This is a genomic window from Dyella sp. (genome assembly GCF_036746095.1).
Lineage (GTDB): Bacteria > Pseudomonadota > Gammaproteobacteria > Xanthomonadales > Rhodanobacteraceae > Dyella_B.
This window is the reverse complement of record NZ_DAIOEU010000049.1, coordinates 20,319-36,976: the sequence shown is the minus strand read 5'-3', so window position 1 is coordinate 36,976 and position 16,658 is coordinate 20,319. Positions and strand designations below refer to the sequence as shown.

Genomic DNA, 16,658 nt, shown 5'->3' with positions numbered 1-16,658 from the left:
GCGCCACGCAACACACCCTGCGAGCCTTCCAGACATCATGACGACGGCGATACTTGATCAGTGTTGCCTTAAGTTAGTGCCATGTGAACATGAACACTGAAGTGGCAAGCAAAGGCAATATAAAAAAAGTAGATCGCCAAACCAGGCGCGCCGCCGCGAAGCAGCAGAAAATGAAAGAGCCCAAGCGTGGCGTCGAAAAATACGTTGTCACTTGGCTGTAGACCAAGGCGCGGCACAACATGACGGTTCCAGTACTGGGTGACTACAGGAACAATGCGGTGGCGAAGAATTGGGATGGACCACGCCAGAAGTTGCACTTCCAAGATCAAGAGCAAGCCGTCCAAGCCTACTGATCCGATCAAGTCGAGCAGCGGCGCCAATACATGAAGCGTGGGATGGCAAAGCAATATGACGGTGAAAATAGCCAGTACGATTTGAAACAGCCGCCCAAAGCAGCGGTGCACGGTTTTCTTTGGGAAGCGAACTGACCGCATGGGTCATCAAGCCTCAACAATTGGAATTAGGGGGCTGGCCGGATTGCTTGCGCAGTATATCGCCCGCTTCGCATGAAGGCTGCATCGGTACGACCTTGGGGGCCGCGCTTTTGCCTGGTCCGCCTTGCACCTTGCGCAGCAAAGCTGGCAACGGCGCTTCAATTGCAGGTACGTTGGGTTACGCTTCTCTTACCCAACCCACCCTACCCTTGGTGATGCCCTTGTTCGTTGGCTTTCCCATGACCTTCTGGACCTTCATCTACATTGCTGGCGCCGTGCAAGCCGCCTTGCTGGCCACGGCGCTTTGGCGGCGGCCGGCCAATCATGCCGCCAATCATCTGTTGGCTATCTGGGTAGCCCTCACCGGTATCGATCTGGCGGTGAAAGCGCTGTACTGGCATCTCCTGTCGCCGGAGTGGTTCCGCGCTTATCGCTTCGTGGCGCTGTTTCCGTTTCTGTACGGCAGCTTGTTCTATCTGTATGTACGCGCGTTGGTTGAGGAACGCGCATTCAAACCCCGTGACGTGGTGCATCTGGCGGGTTTCCTCATCATGCTGGTGCTCAATGGCTATGTTCTCCTCGCCAGCCACGATCAGCTGCAAGCGTTGTCGGCACGCTGGATTGCCGGTGAGCGCGCCGTGGGTGCCTGGTTCGATGGGCCGCTGTTTCTCTACAGCCTCTCTTATGTGATGGCGGCGCTGCGGCTATTGCATCGCTATCGTCGCCGGCTGCGCGAGCAGCGGTCGGATGCGGATCGCTTGTCGTTGCGCTGGATTGACGCGATGGCCGCATTTCAGATTGCCATCTGGAGCGTGGCCATCGTGCAGGCGATGACCTATCTGCCGGTCTTGAATTACGGACTGTTGTTCGGCCTGGTGGCGGCGTGGGTGTGGATGGTGGGCTGGTTCAGCCTGGGGCAGCCGCCGGTGCAGGCAGCGCCCCTGATGTCTGCCGTGCAAGACGAGCGCGCGCAGGGCGAACAAGAGGCGACCAGCACGATCGACACGGCGCGCTTTGGCGAAGTCGAAGCGCGCCTGTCGCAACTGATGAGTGGCGACGCCCCACTCTATTTCGAGCCGGCGTTGACCATCGGCCAGGTGGCCAAGCGCAGCGGCTATCCGGAATACCTGGTGTCGGCGGTGATCAATCGGCGCCTGGGCGGCAGCTTCTGCGATTACGTCAATCGCCTGCGCGTGGAGGCGGTGCGCGCGCGGCTGGCGGATCCTGCCGAGTCGCGCACCATTCTCGATCTGGCGTATGCGTGCGGTTTCACTTCCAAATCAACGTTCAACGCCGCCTTCAAACGCGAACTGGGAGATACGCCCAGCAATTATCGCCGGCAACACGCAGCAGCCACGCCGGTCACCTGATGGCAAACCCGCCGGGTGCCGGGCGATGCAACGCCGCGATGATGGCAGCCGTGGCATCGCCGATGCCGGTGCCAACGTTGTGCACGCTCAAGCCCATCCGCACCACCACCAAGTGCTCGGAAGGCACGATGATCACGTACTGGCCAAACGCGCCGCGTGCGTAATACATGTCTTTCGGCAACTGCGGTATGCCCCATGGCGCATCCCACACCGGCACGCTGCCGGTATTCACCAGGTTGGTCCAGAAACCGGCGCCGTAGCCGGTATCCAGCGTTTGCGAGTGGGCATAAGCGGCCCAGCCTTCCGGCAGAATGCGCTTGCCGTTCGCCACGCCATCGTCCAGGTAAAGCTGGCCGAAACGTGCAAGGTCGCGCGCGGAAGCGTACATGAAACCGGAACCGAGCAAGGTTCCGCTTTGATCCGTCTCGATCACCGAGTGGTTCATGCCCAGCGGCGCGAACAACGCATCGCGCACGAATGTCTCCGCACCCACCGCCGTATCGCCGCTGGCATTGCCGATCAGTTTCGACAGCAATGCATAGCTGAGATTGCCGTACGCCCACGTGGTGCCCGGCGCATGCGCAAGCGGCACGCTGCCTGCGTAGGCCGCCGTATCGGTTTCGCGAAACCACATGTGGGTGGCGAGATTGACCGGACCATCGGTTTCGTCAAAGGGCAGTCCGCTATCCATGCGGATCAGCTGGTCGACCGTAACCGCGTGATGCGGATCGGATGGCGAGGCCCAGGCGGCGATCGGTGCAGGCTGGTCCAGTCGCACCCTGCCCTGGCGCACGAGAATGCCGATCAATGCCTGCGTGACCGACTTGGTTACCGAATGCGCCCAGATCGGCGTTTCCGGACCGTAGCCGCTGGCATAGCGCTCGGCGATCAACTGGCCGTCATGCAGCACCACGATGGCCTTGGTCTGGCGAGGATGTGCCGGATCCGGCTCGGCGAACGCCTGGTCGAGCGCGGCGCGCAGCGCGGGGTCGGTGGGGTTGACGACGTTTGGGCCGAAGCCGTCCGGCACGGCCTGTTCGCTGAGAGTACCGGCCGGTGGCGGACCATCGCCGAGCACAAGCGTGCAACCCAAGCCCTCGCGATAGATCGAGCGGGCACGGAACACGCCCAGGATGCTGCTGTGCACCTCGTGCTGCGCTCGATCGATGGCGTAGTGCGCTGCCCAGGCAATGCCGCCCAACAGCGGCCGCTGCTCCTCTTCAAAAACGCGGCCGGGATCGACGTGCGAGACGAAGGTAGCGGCGCACAACGATTGGCTGACCGAGGCGGCGCCGACGTGCAACGCCTCGCGGTTGAGCCAGACGAACACAGCACCGGCGAAGATCAGTACGAACAGGCTCAAGAGTGCGTATCGGGCGGACTTCATGGGGCTTGGGCTCCAGGGAGGAAAGGCCGCAGGATGCGGAGTCCGAACCGTCCATTCGTCCTGTCCGGCGGATTCGTACGGCTGTACGGCCATTCCGGACGCCCGACGCACCGGACACGCGTGGTTTTGCGTGCGCTCATCCGGCCTACATACAGAGTCGCCGGCAAGTGGCGGACGCGTTTGGGAGTGCCAGTGCCGTCGCGAACCTACCGATAGCCGTCATCGTCCCTGTGCTTGGGATCGGGCAACCAATATGCGGCGTTAGTTGCCATTGCCATCAATACAGCACCCGCATGCTCAACTGCACTTGCGTATCGACCACGTGCCCCGGCAACCCGTATTCAACCGGCAGCGTGGAGGTGCTGTCGATGTGCAGCAATTCCGCCGTCAGGCGCAGGTAATCGCGTGGCCGCCAGTTGAGCGCCGCCGTCACCGCATTGCCATGCTCGCCCTGCTGCCCGTCGGGATCGCCGGGAGGCTTGCGCGTATTGAAGTGCTCGAGTCGCACGGCGGGCCGCCAGGCGCCGCGGTTCCAGCCGACCAGCACGAATGCCGCGCGGTAATGCGTACGCCGGTACCGGCCCTCCAAGGGTTCGACGGTGGTATCGCCATCCATCGCCTGGGCGATCCAGGTGACGGCGCCGGTATCGGTGCGCGCGCCCAGGCTCCAGAAACGGGTACGCCAGGCGGATTGTTCATCGCCACCGGCATAGGGCGCGGATGCGCCCGGATCGGCGTGATTGTCGTAATGCAGCAGGCTCACGCGCGTTTCACTCGGAGCATGCCAGCTGAGGGCCACGTAGTCGCCCCAGTGCGAGGCGCCGATGGTGCGGAAAGGATCGTAATAACGCGGTGGCGTGCCGCCCTCGTCGCGCACCGCCGCATCGGGCTCGCGCAAGCGGCTGCCGATGCCGGATACCAAATCGCCGATCGACCACCCGCGCTCGGCCAGCACGGTGCCGGCCGGGTCGTCGCGGCGAAACAGCGATGCGCGCAGATCCCAACTGTTGATCTCGCCGCGGCGTTCCAGCACAAACTCGCCGCCGACCGCGCGCAGCTCTTCGCCTACCCAGGTGTTGATGGCCGATGAGCTCAACGTCCATGGACTGGTCCAGCCGACACCGTCGTTCTCCATCGACACCGGCGGGAAAAAAGCCCCAGCGCGCACGGACCAGCGCCATGGCGTGGTGGATACGGGGCGATAGCGCATCCAGCCTTCCAGCAGGCTGAAGCCGCTGTGGCCGCTGGCCTGGTATTGCAGCTGCGCCAAGGCAAGCAGCTCCGGCGTGATTTGCGCTGCGCCATACACCGCCGCGCCGCCGAAGTGAAGCTGTGTCTGGTTGCCGCCGTAGCGCGTTTTTCCATAACCGCCGCGCGTCCAGCTGGTGTCGTCTGGCGCCGCCACCAAACGCTCGTCGGCGTAGGCGTGCAACACGAAGTCCTGCGCATGCACGCGCATGGCGACACCCCATACCGCGACGATCAAGCACAGTCGGTGGTTTTTCATGCGTGGCTGTTATGGCCCTGGGCGGTAATCAAACGAGTAAGCGCCTCGGCGTGCATCGGTTTCGCAACGAAGTAGCCTTGAGCGTGATCGCAACCGATCGAGGCCAGGTAATCGAGCGTCGCCTCGTCTTCCACGCCTTCGGCGGTGACTTGATAACCCAGCTCATGGCTGAGTTGCACGATCGAACGCACGATGATGCGGTCATTCGGATCGTCGATCAGCGGCTTGATGAAGCTCTGGTCGATCTTCAATTCGTCCACCGGCAACGAATGCAAGTACGACAACGACGACTGCCCTACCCCGAAATCGTCGATGGCGATATGAAACCCGTGTGCCGCCAGTTGCTCTAGCACGCGTGAGGCCGATTCGAATTCGCCGATCACGGCGCGTTCGGTGATTTCCAGCGTCAGCTGTTGTGGTGGCAACCGGTGCATCGCCACCAGGCCGAGGATGTAACGCGGCAAGTCCGCATCGCCCAGGTCGCGAGCGGAAAGGTTCACCGCCACGCGCAACGGCATGCCTTGCGCCTGCCACTGGCTGGCCTGCGTGATGGCCGCTTCCAGCGCCCAGCGCGTCAAACGCTGGATATTGCCGGTGTCTTCGGCCATGCCGATAAACACATCGGGCGGTATCGCTCCGCGCAGCGGATGCTGCCAGCGTACCAGCGCTTCGGCACCGTCCAGGCGATGCGTGGCGAGTGCGAGCTTGGGCTGGTAATGCAGCTCCAGTTGTCCGCGCAGCAACGCTTCGCGCAACTCGCCCATCAGCGAAAGCCGCTCGGGCCGATGCGGATCGATGGCTGCCTGGTAAAACGCCCACGCCCGGGACGAACCGGCCGCCGCGAACTGTGCCGTTTCGGCATAACGCAGCAGCGCAACGGCTTCGGCCGCATGCTCCGGATAGATGGCGATGCCGATCGCCGGCACCATGTCGATGCTTATGTCTGGTTCTGTGTACGGCATGGCAAGCGCGTCGAGAATGCGCATCGCCGCTTGCACCGCGTCGTCGCGGCCGACGCCGGCCAGCCACGCGACGAAGTTGCTGTCGGTGGCGCGCGCCACCTGCGCGCCGTCGACCACGCGCTGGATGCGTTCGCCGGCATCGCGCATCAAGCGATCGCACAGTCCGTGCCCCATGGTCTTGATGATGTCCGGCACGCGCGTCAGCCCGATCATCAACAAGCTGCCGCGCAGCACGCCAGTTTCCATGTCGCGCGTGATCTCCGCTTCGATCGCCACGCGGTTCGACAGGCCCGTCACGGCATCGTGCGTGGCCTGGTGTGAAATGCGTTCCTCGCGCTGTTGCACCGCAGCCGCCATGGTGCTGATGGCGTTGGCCAGCGCACCGATCTCGTCACGGCGGGGCAAGCGCGGCGGCACGCGGTAATCGCCATCTTCGATGCGCTTGGCGACGGTGGCCAGCCATTCCACCGGCCGCGACACGTTGCGCGCAATCAACCACACACCCAGCAGACCGGCGGCAAGCCCGAGCGCCAGCAAGGCCAGCCATGCCACGGCAAGATGGTGATAAGGGCGCAAGGCATCATCCAGCGAATAACCGAACACGACCGCCACCGCCGGGCTGTGGTACGGGTGCTGCAACGGTTGCGCCAGCACGATGTAGTCGCTCTGCGCGATACGGCGCAAACCTGGCTCGGTGGGAAACTCGCCCGTGGCATGTTCCAGGCCGCGCGCGAACGGCGTGGAGCGATCGCCTTGCGCCACCGCCTGCCATTGCGACGGCGCCCATTGCACTTCCAGCGCCACGTCGCGACGCAAGTTGCTCAGCTCCTGCATGTGTGCGAGCAATTCGTCGTCTACCTGCACGTACACCACGATCAGGCCCACCGGCTGCGGCGCATAGATGGGCACCACGACGATCCAATACACATGCCCTTGCACGGCCGCCATCACCGCGGTTTGCTGATAGAAGGCCCGCTGGATCAATTCGGGAAAGGCAAAGGACTTGCCGTCCGCATGCGCATCGGCGGTATCCGCAACAATAGTGCCGTCGAGGTTGATCAGTTGCATGCGCGAGGCGCCGACGCGGCGCCCGTGGTTATGCAAGACCGACAGCACCGTGCCGCGATCGCCTTCGGCAATGGCCTGGCGCAACGCAAAGTCCAACGCCATCACACCCACGTTGCCGGCAATGCGCGCGGAAACGTCATCCATCTGCGCGGTGAACGCCTTGGCACTGGCGGCGAGCTGACGCTCGCCATCCACCACCAGGGCATGGCGCGTCACGCCGTAGACGATCGCGCCCGTGATCAGCTGCACCGCCACCAGCATGCCTACGAAGAACAGCGCAAGGCGAAGGCGAAAGCCGATGACCGTGCGCATGCGCTAGTAATCCAGGTGTTCGCGGTCGACGAAACTGCGCGGGTCCGGCATCAAGCGCAATGTAAATGGAAGTTCGGGCGCCGCGCCGTCGGCCGGGACGTCGACCGTCGCGCTCACGTGCGGATGCCCCGGCCATAACTGCGGATGCCAGACCATCACGGTGTAACGGCCGGCCGGCAGATGATCGAAACGCGCCTGGCCCTGGCGGTCGGTGACCTGCGCCTGGTCGGCGGTCACCACCAGGTAGGCGATCATGTGGTCGTGGATGTTGCAGCCAAGTGCGATGGTACCGGTGCGGCTCAACACCACCGGCGAGGAGCTTTCCCCGGGACTCAGGATGAACTGGAACGCACCGATCGGCGAGAACGAGTAAACGTGGTGGCGCGTGTTGTCGCTGTTGCGGAACACCACGCTGTCGCCAGGGTGCATCACGTCCACATAGGGAAGGAAGGTCTCGTTCTTCTGGTCGATGTAGTGCGTGCTTGCTGCGGCCAGCGCTTGCGGGCGGTCGATGGTCACGACCGCATCGCTGACGGGATGGCCGTGGCTGTCGGTGGTTTTCACCGCCAGCGTTCCGGCATGCGCAGCCATCGCAACGCCCGAGGCGAGCAGGCAAAGCAGTCGCGCACGCCACTGGCCCATCGACAGATCCCTCCCCTGGTCGGGATGGGGCCGAGGATACTACGTCAAGATGATTTAGCCACCCGCTCGTCATTCCGGCGGAGGCCCACTGCTGTCCGGGGAAAATGAAGTTCTTCAGAAATGCGCGGGCATAGCACCCTGCATCGAAAATTTTCCATGGAAATTCAGTGCCATCAGCTCGTCATTCCAGCGAAAGCTCACTGCTGTCCGGCATGCGTTTTGCGAATCCATGGCGACATGATGGATCACAAGCACTTAGCGTCGTCTGTCGATGCCGCAACTCGAAAAGTGCCAGAAGCTCTATGGCCGTCATTCCCGCGAAAGCGGGAATCCATTTTAAGGATGCATCAGAGCAAAATGGATTCCCGCTTTCGCGGGAATGACGGCCGTGTGGACTGCCTGCGAAGCAGCGCAAAATACATGCCGGACAGTAGTGGGCCTACGCCGGAATGACGGGGAGGAACACATAGGCCAAAAACCTATCCCCAACATCCCTGGCACCTGCAGGCCACGTTGGGCTTCGGCTTTGCCTCGCCCAACCTACATTTCCCGGCTGCTTACCAACCGATACCAAACGCCATGTGCTCCGGTTGCTGGGTGGTCACCGTGGTGCTCTGGTCGTTGTTGTCGTCATACGAGAAACCGTAAGCCAACCCGCTCACCGAGTGCTGATGCCAGAACCAGGAGTAGAAGTTGGCGGGCGATGAGGATGGGTAGTAAGCCGAAGCATTCGTCCAGTTCGCCGTATTCAACAGCACGCCACGATTGGTCGCCGAACAAATCTGGTTTTCCAGCTGCAGCTGGATGGCGTTTTCATCCTGCTGCTGCGGCGAACTTCCCGCCACGCCGGAAGCCATCGTGCCCGCGCATAGCAGCACGTCCTGCGTGGACGGCTGTTGCACCACGAAGGTCTCACCGACGTTGGCGGCGGCCGGATTGATCTCGGTAAAGGTCAAGGTCGAGCCGGAAGCCTTGCCGCTGAACTGGCGCCCGTTGACGGTGATGATCGCCGGCGAGCTGGCGTACTGCGACCATGCGCTGGCTATGATGCCGTCGAAATAATTGCCGTTGGCGCCGCCCGCATTGAACGTGGTTTCCGCAGGCGACAGGATGCGCAGGCTGTTCGGCGTAGGCGTGTGGAACGCGGGCGGCGTCTGGCTGATGTACTCCTGGTCGAGATTGGCGATCGATTCATTGATGCCCACCTGCATGTGGTAGGTCTCATTGGCGCCCCACACATCCAGCAGCAGCGGCAAGCCGAACTGGTTCACCTGGGTGGTGTTGATGAAGATCCCGCCATTGGCCGCGTAGTTGAACTCATACCAATCGTAGTGAACGTTGATGTTCGGATCGGTGTTGTTCTGCGGATTCGGCCCGGCGTAGCCGTTATTGCCGCCGTTTGCGCCGGCCATGATCGGCATGTACAGCGGACTGCCCAAGGAGATGTAGATGCGGCCGGAGGTGATCGGCGGCAGCTTCAGCTCATGCTTGGCCTGCGCCAGCGTGAATGCATAGTTGGGATAGGTTTTTCCGTCCGGACCGGCCACTGCATTGGCCGCGGTGTTGTCCGCGACCTGGGCCGCCGTGATGGTGCCATCGTAGTTGACCCATGACAGCGCCCCCGTCGCCGGATCGTTGCCGAGAATCTCGATATAGATCTGGCTATCGGCCCACGCGCCGTTGGTGTTGTTGTTGAGGTCGGTGACGATGTAGCCCGGCACAACCGTGTAGCTCGGGGCCAGGTTGACGCTCAAGGTCGCTCCCGGCGATGTCACCGAGCCTGTAGCGTTGCTCACCGTCACGGTAAAGCTGGCGGCGTTGTCCGCATACGTGGTTCCCGGCGTGGTGTAGCTCGCACTGGTAGCGCCGGGGATGGCGGTGTTGTTCCTGTACCACTGGTAAGCCAGCGAGCCGCCGCTTGCCGCTACCGAGAACGTGGCCGTGCGCCCGATCGTCACGCTTTGATTGACGGGCGATGTGCTGATGGCCGGCGCGGATACCGTGACCGATGCCAAGGTGGTCGCCGTGGCGGAATCAGCCGGCGACGCACCGGCCGCGTTGACCGCGTCGACGGCGTAGCTGTACGCGGTCGATGCTGCCAAACCGGTGTCGTTGAAAACGGTAGCCGTCAAGCCACTCGCCACGACCGTACCGTTGCGGGTAACGGTGTACGTGACACCGGATGCCGCCGACGCCGTCCAGCTCAAGTCGATCTCGCTGGATGACGCCGCTGTCGCCGTCAGGTTGGTCGGCGCCAGTGGAATTGCCTGCGTCACGGCACTGGCTTGCGCGGCCGGTGCGGAAGTACCGGTGGCGTTGGATGCCTCCACCACGTAGTAGTAAGTGGTGTTGTTCGCCAGCCCGGTGTCGGAATAGCTGGTGCCGCTCGCGGTGGCGACCAGGTTGGCACTCGATGGCGTAAAGCCGGCCGTGGTGCTGCGGAAGATGTCGTACACCACGCCGGATGCCGACGAGCCCGTCCAGCTGAGATTGATCTGGCTGGTGGATACCGCCGTCGCGATGACACTACCGGGTGCACCGGGCGGCGGCGCGATCACTTCGATGCCGTTGATCTCGGCATTGTCCGTGACGGTGGTGAACTGCAACACGATCTGGCCCTGCGCATTCGCGGTTGCCGTGAAGGGCTCGACCACGGCGATGTCCTGCCCACCGGCGGTCGCCACGATGTCGAAGTTGCTCAACACCTGCGTGCCGTTGATGCTGACGTTGAACACGCGCTGCCCGGCCTTGGTCCAGTAGAACTCGGCGAAGTGCAGGCGCACCGTGTAGCTGGCGCCGGCGGTCAGGCCAGGCAACGTGTAGCTGAAGTTATTGCCGACGCGCTGGTGCTGGTAGACCGACTGCGGCGCAGGATTGCTCACACCGGCGAGATTGATGGTCGAACCCGTGCCGGATGCCGCGCCGCCGGTGAAATCTTCATCGGCAACGTAATCACCGGCAGCCGTACCGCCGGCACTGATCGCCAGCACATCCGAACCGCAGCCGGTTACGCAATCCACATCGGACGTGGTGGCCGTAGCCGTGTTGGAAGCCATCGACGTACCCACCGAATCGACCGCCACGACCGTGTAGGAGTACGTGGTCGACGAGGTCAAACCGCTGTCGTTATAGGTGCTGGCAGACAGGTTCTGCGCCACTGCCGTGCCGTTGCGGAACACCGAATACGTCACGCCGGAGGTCTGCGACGGCGTCCAGCTCAAGTTGACCTGGCTGGAAGACGCCACCGTTGCCGACAGGTTCGACGGTGCATTGGGCGGCGTATTGATTGCCGTCGCGTTTTCGACTTCGATACCGCTGACTTCGGCGTTGTCCTTGACCGTGCTGAACTGAATCACGATCTGGCCCTGTGCGTTCGCGGTGGCCGCAAACTGCTCGACCACGGCAATGTCCTGCCCGCCGGCCGCCGCTAGCACATCGAAGTTGGTCAACACCTGCGTGCCGTTGATGCTGGCGTTGAACACGCGCTGCCCTGCTTGTGTCCAATAGGTCTCGGCGAAATGCAGGCGCACCACGTAGCTGGTGCCCGCCGTGAGCCCCGGCAGCGTATAGCTGAAGTTGCCGAAGCGCTGATGCTGGTACACCGATTGCGGCGCAGGGTTGCTTACGCCGTTGATGTTGACCGCCGCATTGCTGCCCGAAGCCGTACCGCCGGTGAAATCTTCATCGGCAGCGAAATAACCGGCACCGGGGCCGCCTGCGCTGATCGCAATCGCATCCGGACTGGTGCAGTTGCTGGTGCAAGTGGAAACGGACGTCGTTGCGGTGGCGGTGTTGGAGGCCGCCGAAGCACCTGCCGCATCCGTGGCTTCAACGATGTAGTAGTACGTCGCCGCTGCAGCCACGCTGGCGTCCGCGTAGGTAGTACCGGACGTCGTGGCGATCTGGGTTGCCGCGGATGGCGCAAAGCCGGCGGTGGCACTGCGATACACGTTGTAGCTGACGGTGCAGGCGCTGCCTGCCGTGCTTGCACCCCACGCCAGGTTCACCTGGCTAGAACCATTTGCCGTGGCGGCCAGCGTTCCCGGTGCACTCGGCGCGGCGGTGCAGCTGTTCTGCTGCACGGCAAGTGTGGCGGCATTGCTGTTGACGGTGCCGAACACATCACCCACTGACACGCTGAACACCGCGCCATTGTCGGCGGCCACGGTAGCGGGCGTGGTGTAGCTGGAAGCGGTTGCGCCAGGAATAGCGGTGCCGTTCCTGGACCACTGGTAGCTCAAGGTGCCAAGTCCGGTCGCCGTCACACTGAAGGTGGCCGGCTGTCCAAGCGTTGCAGCTTGATTGGCAGGTTGTGTGGTGATCGTGGGTGCCGCACCGGCATCCGTACCGGAGGCGCACAGCGTTGCACCCGGGTAGTTGTTGGTGACCTGGTACGCGGAGGTGCCGTCGAAATTCTCCACGGCGGTCTTGCTGGAATCGTTCGGATCCACCGTCGACGTCCACGTGCTCCACGTGCCGGAGAACGCGCACGTCGCATTGTTCACGCCGCTGATGGTCTGCGCTTCCGATTGCGTGGGCACGCGCATGTTGATGCCCGCGCAATAGGTCTGCGCGCTGTCTCCGGTGAACTGCGCACCGGGCGTGGTATCCGTCTTCACGGTGCGCGTCCAGGTGAGGCCGGTGAGGTTGTCCTTCACCAGGCTGGCGTTGGATGCATTGACGGTATAGCGCTCCGACGCGCCGCCGCATTGCGGCACGTTGTAGACCTGGAACTCATACACCGAATAACCGTATTGCGTGGCGCGCTGCGTGCCGTTCAAGCGTACGTAGCGTGCAGCCACCGTCGGGAAGCTGAGCGTTTCCGTGCCACCCGCACCAGTGGTGGTGCTGTATGCAGTCTTCCAGGAACTCGGATCGTTGGGGTCGCCGTTGCTGTAGAGAATCTGGTACTGCGTGGCGTATGCGTTCTCCCAGTTGATCACCACCGTGTTGAACGGTTGCGTCGAACCCAGGTCCACTTGCAGCCACGATGGATCGACGCCAGGCACCGCAGGTGTCGGCGGCGCACCGGCCGTTGCCGAACCCCAGCGCGAGGCAAGATTGCCGTCGACCGCATTCTCCGCACCCAGGCAATTGGTGCCCGAGTAAGGCGGCGTGGTGGTGGCGTCGTTGCATGGGTTCTGCGAACTGCTGGACGTCGCGGTGGCGTTCAAGGCCAGATTCACGCCGGGAGGCGCCAGCGTGATGTTCGCCGCGTTGCTGATGGCGGCTGTGCCCGCAGCATTGGTCACGGTCACCGTGTACGCGCCCACGTTCGCCACGCTTACCGCAGGAATCGTATACGTGAGCGTGCTCGACTGCTGCGTGCCGCTGGTAAGGATGGTCGGCGAACCGCCCGGCGGCGTGAACTGCCATTGATAGGTGTACGGCGCGGAACCGGCCACCACCGCCGTGAATTGCACCGGCTCGTTCACCGGCACGATGGTGCTCGCCGGTTGCGTGCTGAAGGACACCGGCGTTGCCGCATCGACCGTCACCACGGCGTTGGACGACTGCACCGAGCCGAGATCGTTGGTCACCACGACATAGAACGTTTCGCTGCCAGCCGCCGTGAAGATGGGCGTGGTGTAGGAGGCGCCGGTTGCGCCGGCAATGGCACCGGAGCCCAGCTGGTACCACTGGTAAGTGATCTTGGGCGAACCGGTCGCCGCCACCGCCAGCGTGGCCGACTGGCCATCCACCACCGCTTGCGATACCGGCTGCGTGGTAATCACCACGTTGGCCGGCGCATCGACGCTCAGCGTCACCGGCGTGGACGACACCGTGCCGTTGTTGCTGGCAATCGTCACCGTGAAGGTGTCGCCGTTGTCGGCGTCGGTCGTCGCGGGCGTCGTGTACGTCGCACTGGTTGCGCCCTTGATCGGGCCGTTCCTGTCGGACCACTGATAGCTCAGCGTGCCCGAGCCCGAGGCCACGACGGTGAACGTCGCCGGAAAGCCGGACGTGGTCGCTTCGTCCACCGGCGGCACGATGATCACCGGCGCCTGCGTTTGCGCCGGCGCAACCGGCGCGACCGAGCTCAACGTCACGCTGCTGCTTTGCAAGCCCGGCGCGCTCGCCGTCACGGTGACGGTGCCGGGCGTAAACGTGCTGCGCAAGGCGATCTTCTGCAAGCCGCCTTCGAAGTTCAGTTCCGGATCGCCGGGCGAATGGAAGAACGCATACGGCACGCCCTGGATCACCGTGCTGTGCGCTTGCGAATACGCATCCTGGTAGTAGCTGGTCCACGAGGGATCGGCCACCAGCTGCTGCGTGCCGCCCATGTACGTCGCCGGCCCCGTCACCGAGAACGTGACGTTGTCCGCCGCCGTCGGCACCAGGTTGCCGTTGGCGTCTTCCACTTCGGCAACGACGAACGCCGCATCCGAACCGTTCGCCGTCCACTGGAACGCCGAACCGTCCGGCTTGGTCAGATCCGGCACCACGCTCAGCACGATCTTTGCTTCCGCACCGGCCGTGGTGCGCGTATCGCTGACGCCCGCCACCGGATTGCCGTTGGCATCCAGGCACTGCGCCGTCACCGTGCCCGGCGCCCAGTTCACCATCCAGTGCACCTGCCCTGGCATCACCGTGGTGTTCTGCGAGAGGTTGCTGCTGGAGTTGATGTTCCACGGGTTGGGCACCTGGTCGGCCAGCAAGGCGCCGGTGACCGGGTCGTTCGGTTGCCCGTTGATCAGCAGGCGCACCGACGGGCAGTTGCTGAAGGCGTTTTCTTGGATCGGCGTGCCCGTGGTGTACTCGTACGCGCGATTCCAGTGATGCGCCAGATGCACCACCGGCTGCACCGTGTACGGTATCCAGTTGGCCTGGTAGATGTAGTAAAGCAGGCGCGGGAAACGATTCGCGTCGGTATCGGAATAACCGAGCGAACGCACGAAGTTCACCATGTTCGGCTGGTCCTGGTACTCCGCCCACAGGCTCACTTCACCCGGCGATTCGGCGAAATACCACTGCGCCATGCCGAAGGTATTGGCGGCCCTGCCCTTGCGCCAGTCGTCCAGGTACGGCGCGGCAAAGGCCAGCTCGTAGTCGTAAGCCAGGCCGCGGCCGGTACCCATGTTGTCCCAATACTCGGCGCCGAACGCCGGATTGTTCGGGTTCTGCTGCTTGTTGCCGGCTTCGCAACCGGCGCCGTCGCACTCGTCGATGTAGCCGAACGACGGGCCGAACGTGCGGTCGGCGCTTTCGCGCGGGTTGATGTTGTCCCAGGTCGTCTCGATGGTGCCAAGTTCCGTGGCGAGCGTCGTATTCATGCCGCCGTTGTCGCGCTCCCAATCGAGAATGGACGGATGGCTGCGATCGCGGATGATCATGTCGCGATGCAATTCCTGCTTCAGCTGCTGGTCGTCGGCGCTCGGATTGGAGCTGGCGTTCCAATAGCCTTCGCCATCGCCGCTGGGCTGGTCGATCATGATGCCGTAGGCGTCCGCGGCAGCCACCAGTTCTTCGCTGCTGGTCGAGTGGCCCGGGCGATAGACGTTGCCGCCTTGCGCAGCCAATTGCGCCATGTCGCGCCACACTTGTTCGTCAGGCACCGAGGAGCCGAGTCCCGGATAGTCGTAGCGGCCCGAGCCACCCCACATGTAGACGGCATGGCCGTTGAAATACGGAAAGTTCGCATCCCACGCGATCGTGCGGATGCCGAGCGTGTCCTGCGTGGCGTCGACCACCACGCCGTTGACGCTGACGATGTGATAGACCTTGTACAGATACGGCGAACCGCACAGCACTGCGGGCGTGCCGCACGTCGCGTTGTTCGGATACCACAAGGTGGGATTGGGTATCGTGATCTTCTGGTCGAACATCGGCGTGGCGCCGGACGGGAACGTGCTGGCCGTCATCGCCGGCACCGTCTGCGTCACCGGCGGCGCGGTCACCACGACATGGCCCTTGGCATCCACGATCTGCGTGGTCAGCGTCACCTGTTGCGCCGTGGAGGTTTCATTCACCACGTTGGTTTGCACGTCGACGACCGCCGAAGCCGCAGTGGCGGTGCCTTGCGCCGCGGGAACCTCAGAGACGGTGCCGACGTAGGTGCCCCAGGTCTTCTGGTTCGAATAGACGTTCGGCGGAATATGGATGGGGTTGGTGACGTACAGCTTCACGTTGCGGAACAGGCCCGCCATCGCCTGGCCGAAACGGAACGCGCCGGAGAAGTTGGGTTGCTCATACCAAGGCGCGCCGCGCGACACATCGATGGCGATGACATTGTCCGTCTTGCCATCGGCCGTGACGTACGGCGTCAGGTCGACGATCACCGGCACGAAACCCACGACGTGCGTCGCCTGCGCATCGGCCGCCACCGCGCTGATACCCGGCAGCAGCGTGCCGTTGATAAAGACCTGCACGCCGGTATGCGAGCCTTCCAGCTTCAGCAGGAATTTCTTCCCGGCGTAGCTCGCGTCCACCTTGAAATGCAGGCGATACCAGTTGAAGTTGCCGGTCAGCGAGCCCTGCCCGCCACCGGACGTCTGGTTGATGAAGGTGCGCGGGATATTGGCGTCATAGGGCAGCCCAACCTGCATCCAGTTGCCGGTGGTGTCGGCGCTTTCGTTGAATGCCGGCGTTGCATAGGCCGTGGAATTGTTCGAGTTTTCGAACCACCAGTTGCTTTGCGGCGCATCCGATGTCGAGCTGGCATCCCCGATGTACTGGGGAATGCCAGCCGCAAGGTTGATCGTCTGCCGCTGCGAACTGGGCAGTGTCGGCTCCACTTGCTGGGCTGCCGCGTAACCGGCGCCCAGCGAAGCCAGCAGCACCAGCAACATGCCGACCAGCGTCCGCGCTTTGCGCGTCCAAGCCGCGCATTCCCAACTACCGTAACGATGCAGTTCCACTGTCGCCCCCTGTAGACAACTAGCGTTTGAAATGAAAGCCGCCGTAACCGGTCCATGC

The 16,658-nt window shown here is 63.3% G+C and carries 7 protein-coding genes; 1 reads left to right on the top strand and 6 read right to left on the bottom strand.

From position 1 onward, the window contains the following. Positions 1–68: 68 nt before the first annotated feature. Positions 69–494 carry a hypothetical protein gene (locus tag V7M64_RS17050; RefSeq protein WP_333680745.1) on the bottom strand — a complete coding sequence of 142 codons (426 nt, stop codon included), beginning with the start codon at positions 492–494 and terminating at the stop codon, positions 69–71. Positions 495–733: 239 nt separating this feature from the next. Here V7M64_RS17050 and V7M64_RS17045 point away from each other — a divergent pair, with 239 nt between their 5' ends. After that, the gene (locus V7M64_RS17045) at positions 734–1,864 is read left to right on the top strand and encodes an AraC family transcriptional regulator (protein WP_333680743.1); all 1,131 of its coding nucleotides are present in this window, start codon (positions 734–736) and stop codon (positions 1,862–1,864) included. On the opposite strand, the gene V7M64_RS17040 is transcribed toward V7M64_RS17045, so the two are convergent. The 5 genes from V7M64_RS17040 to V7M64_RS17020 form a co-directional block, all read right to left on the bottom strand. Continuing rightward, a complete protein-coding gene (locus tag V7M64_RS17040; protein WP_333680741.1) occupies positions 1,857–3,251 on the bottom strand; it encodes a serine hydrolase in 1,395 nt (464 codons plus the stop codon). The genes V7M64_RS17045 and V7M64_RS17040 overlap by 8 nt on opposite strands. Positions 3,252–3,528: 277 nt before the next feature. Continuing rightward, positions 3,529–4,758, bottom strand: coding sequence for a hypothetical protein (locus V7M64_RS17035; RefSeq protein WP_333680739.1), 1,230 nt, complete (start codon positions 4,756–4,758; stop codon positions 3,529–3,531). Next, positions 4,755–7,100 (bottom strand): EAL domain-containing protein, encoded by a 2,346-nt coding sequence (locus V7M64_RS17030; RefSeq protein ID WP_333680737.1) that lies wholly within the window; start codon positions 7,098–7,100, stop codon positions 4,755–4,757. Before V7M64_RS17030 ends, V7M64_RS17035 begins: the two co-directional genes overlap by 4 nt. 3 nt (positions 7,101–7,103) lie before the next feature. Next, entirely contained in the window at positions 7,104–7,742 is a 639-nt protein-coding gene (locus V7M64_RS17025) for a carboxypeptidase regulatory-like domain-containing protein (RefSeq protein ID WP_333680735.1), read from the bottom strand. A gap of 557 nt (positions 7,743–8,299) precedes the next feature. Beyond that, a complete protein-coding gene (locus V7M64_RS17020; protein WP_333680733.1) occupies positions 8,300–16,600 on the bottom strand; it encodes a beta-1,3-glucanase family protein in 8,301 nt (2,766 codons plus the stop codon). Positions 16,601–16,658 lie beyond the last annotated feature (58 nt).

Bases quoted from the DNA above. Each gene is read 5' to 3' on its own strand.
- V7M64_RS17035 (WP_333680739.1), bottom strand. From the start codon at position 4,758: ATGAAAAACCACCGACTGTGCTTGATCGTCGCGGTATGGGGTGTCGCC.
- V7M64_RS17040 (WP_333680741.1), bottom strand. From the start codon at position 3,251: ATGAAGTCCGCCCGATACGCACTCTTGAGCCTGTTCGTACTGATCTTC.
- V7M64_RS17025 (WP_333680735.1), bottom strand. From the start codon at position 7,742: ATGGGCCAGTGGCGTGCGCGACTGCTTTGCCTGCTCGCCTCGGGCGTT.
- V7M64_RS17045 (WP_333680743.1), top strand. From the start codon at position 734: ATGACCTTCTGGACCTTCATCTACATTGCTGGCGCCGTGCAAGCCGCC.
- V7M64_RS17030 (WP_333680737.1), bottom strand. From the start codon at position 7,100: ATGCGCACGGTCATCGGCTTTCGCCTTCGCCTTGCGCTGTTCTTCGTA.
- V7M64_RS17050 (WP_333680745.1), bottom strand. From the start codon at position 494: ATGCGGTCAGTTCGCTTCCCAAAGAAAACCGTGCACCGCTGCTTTGGG.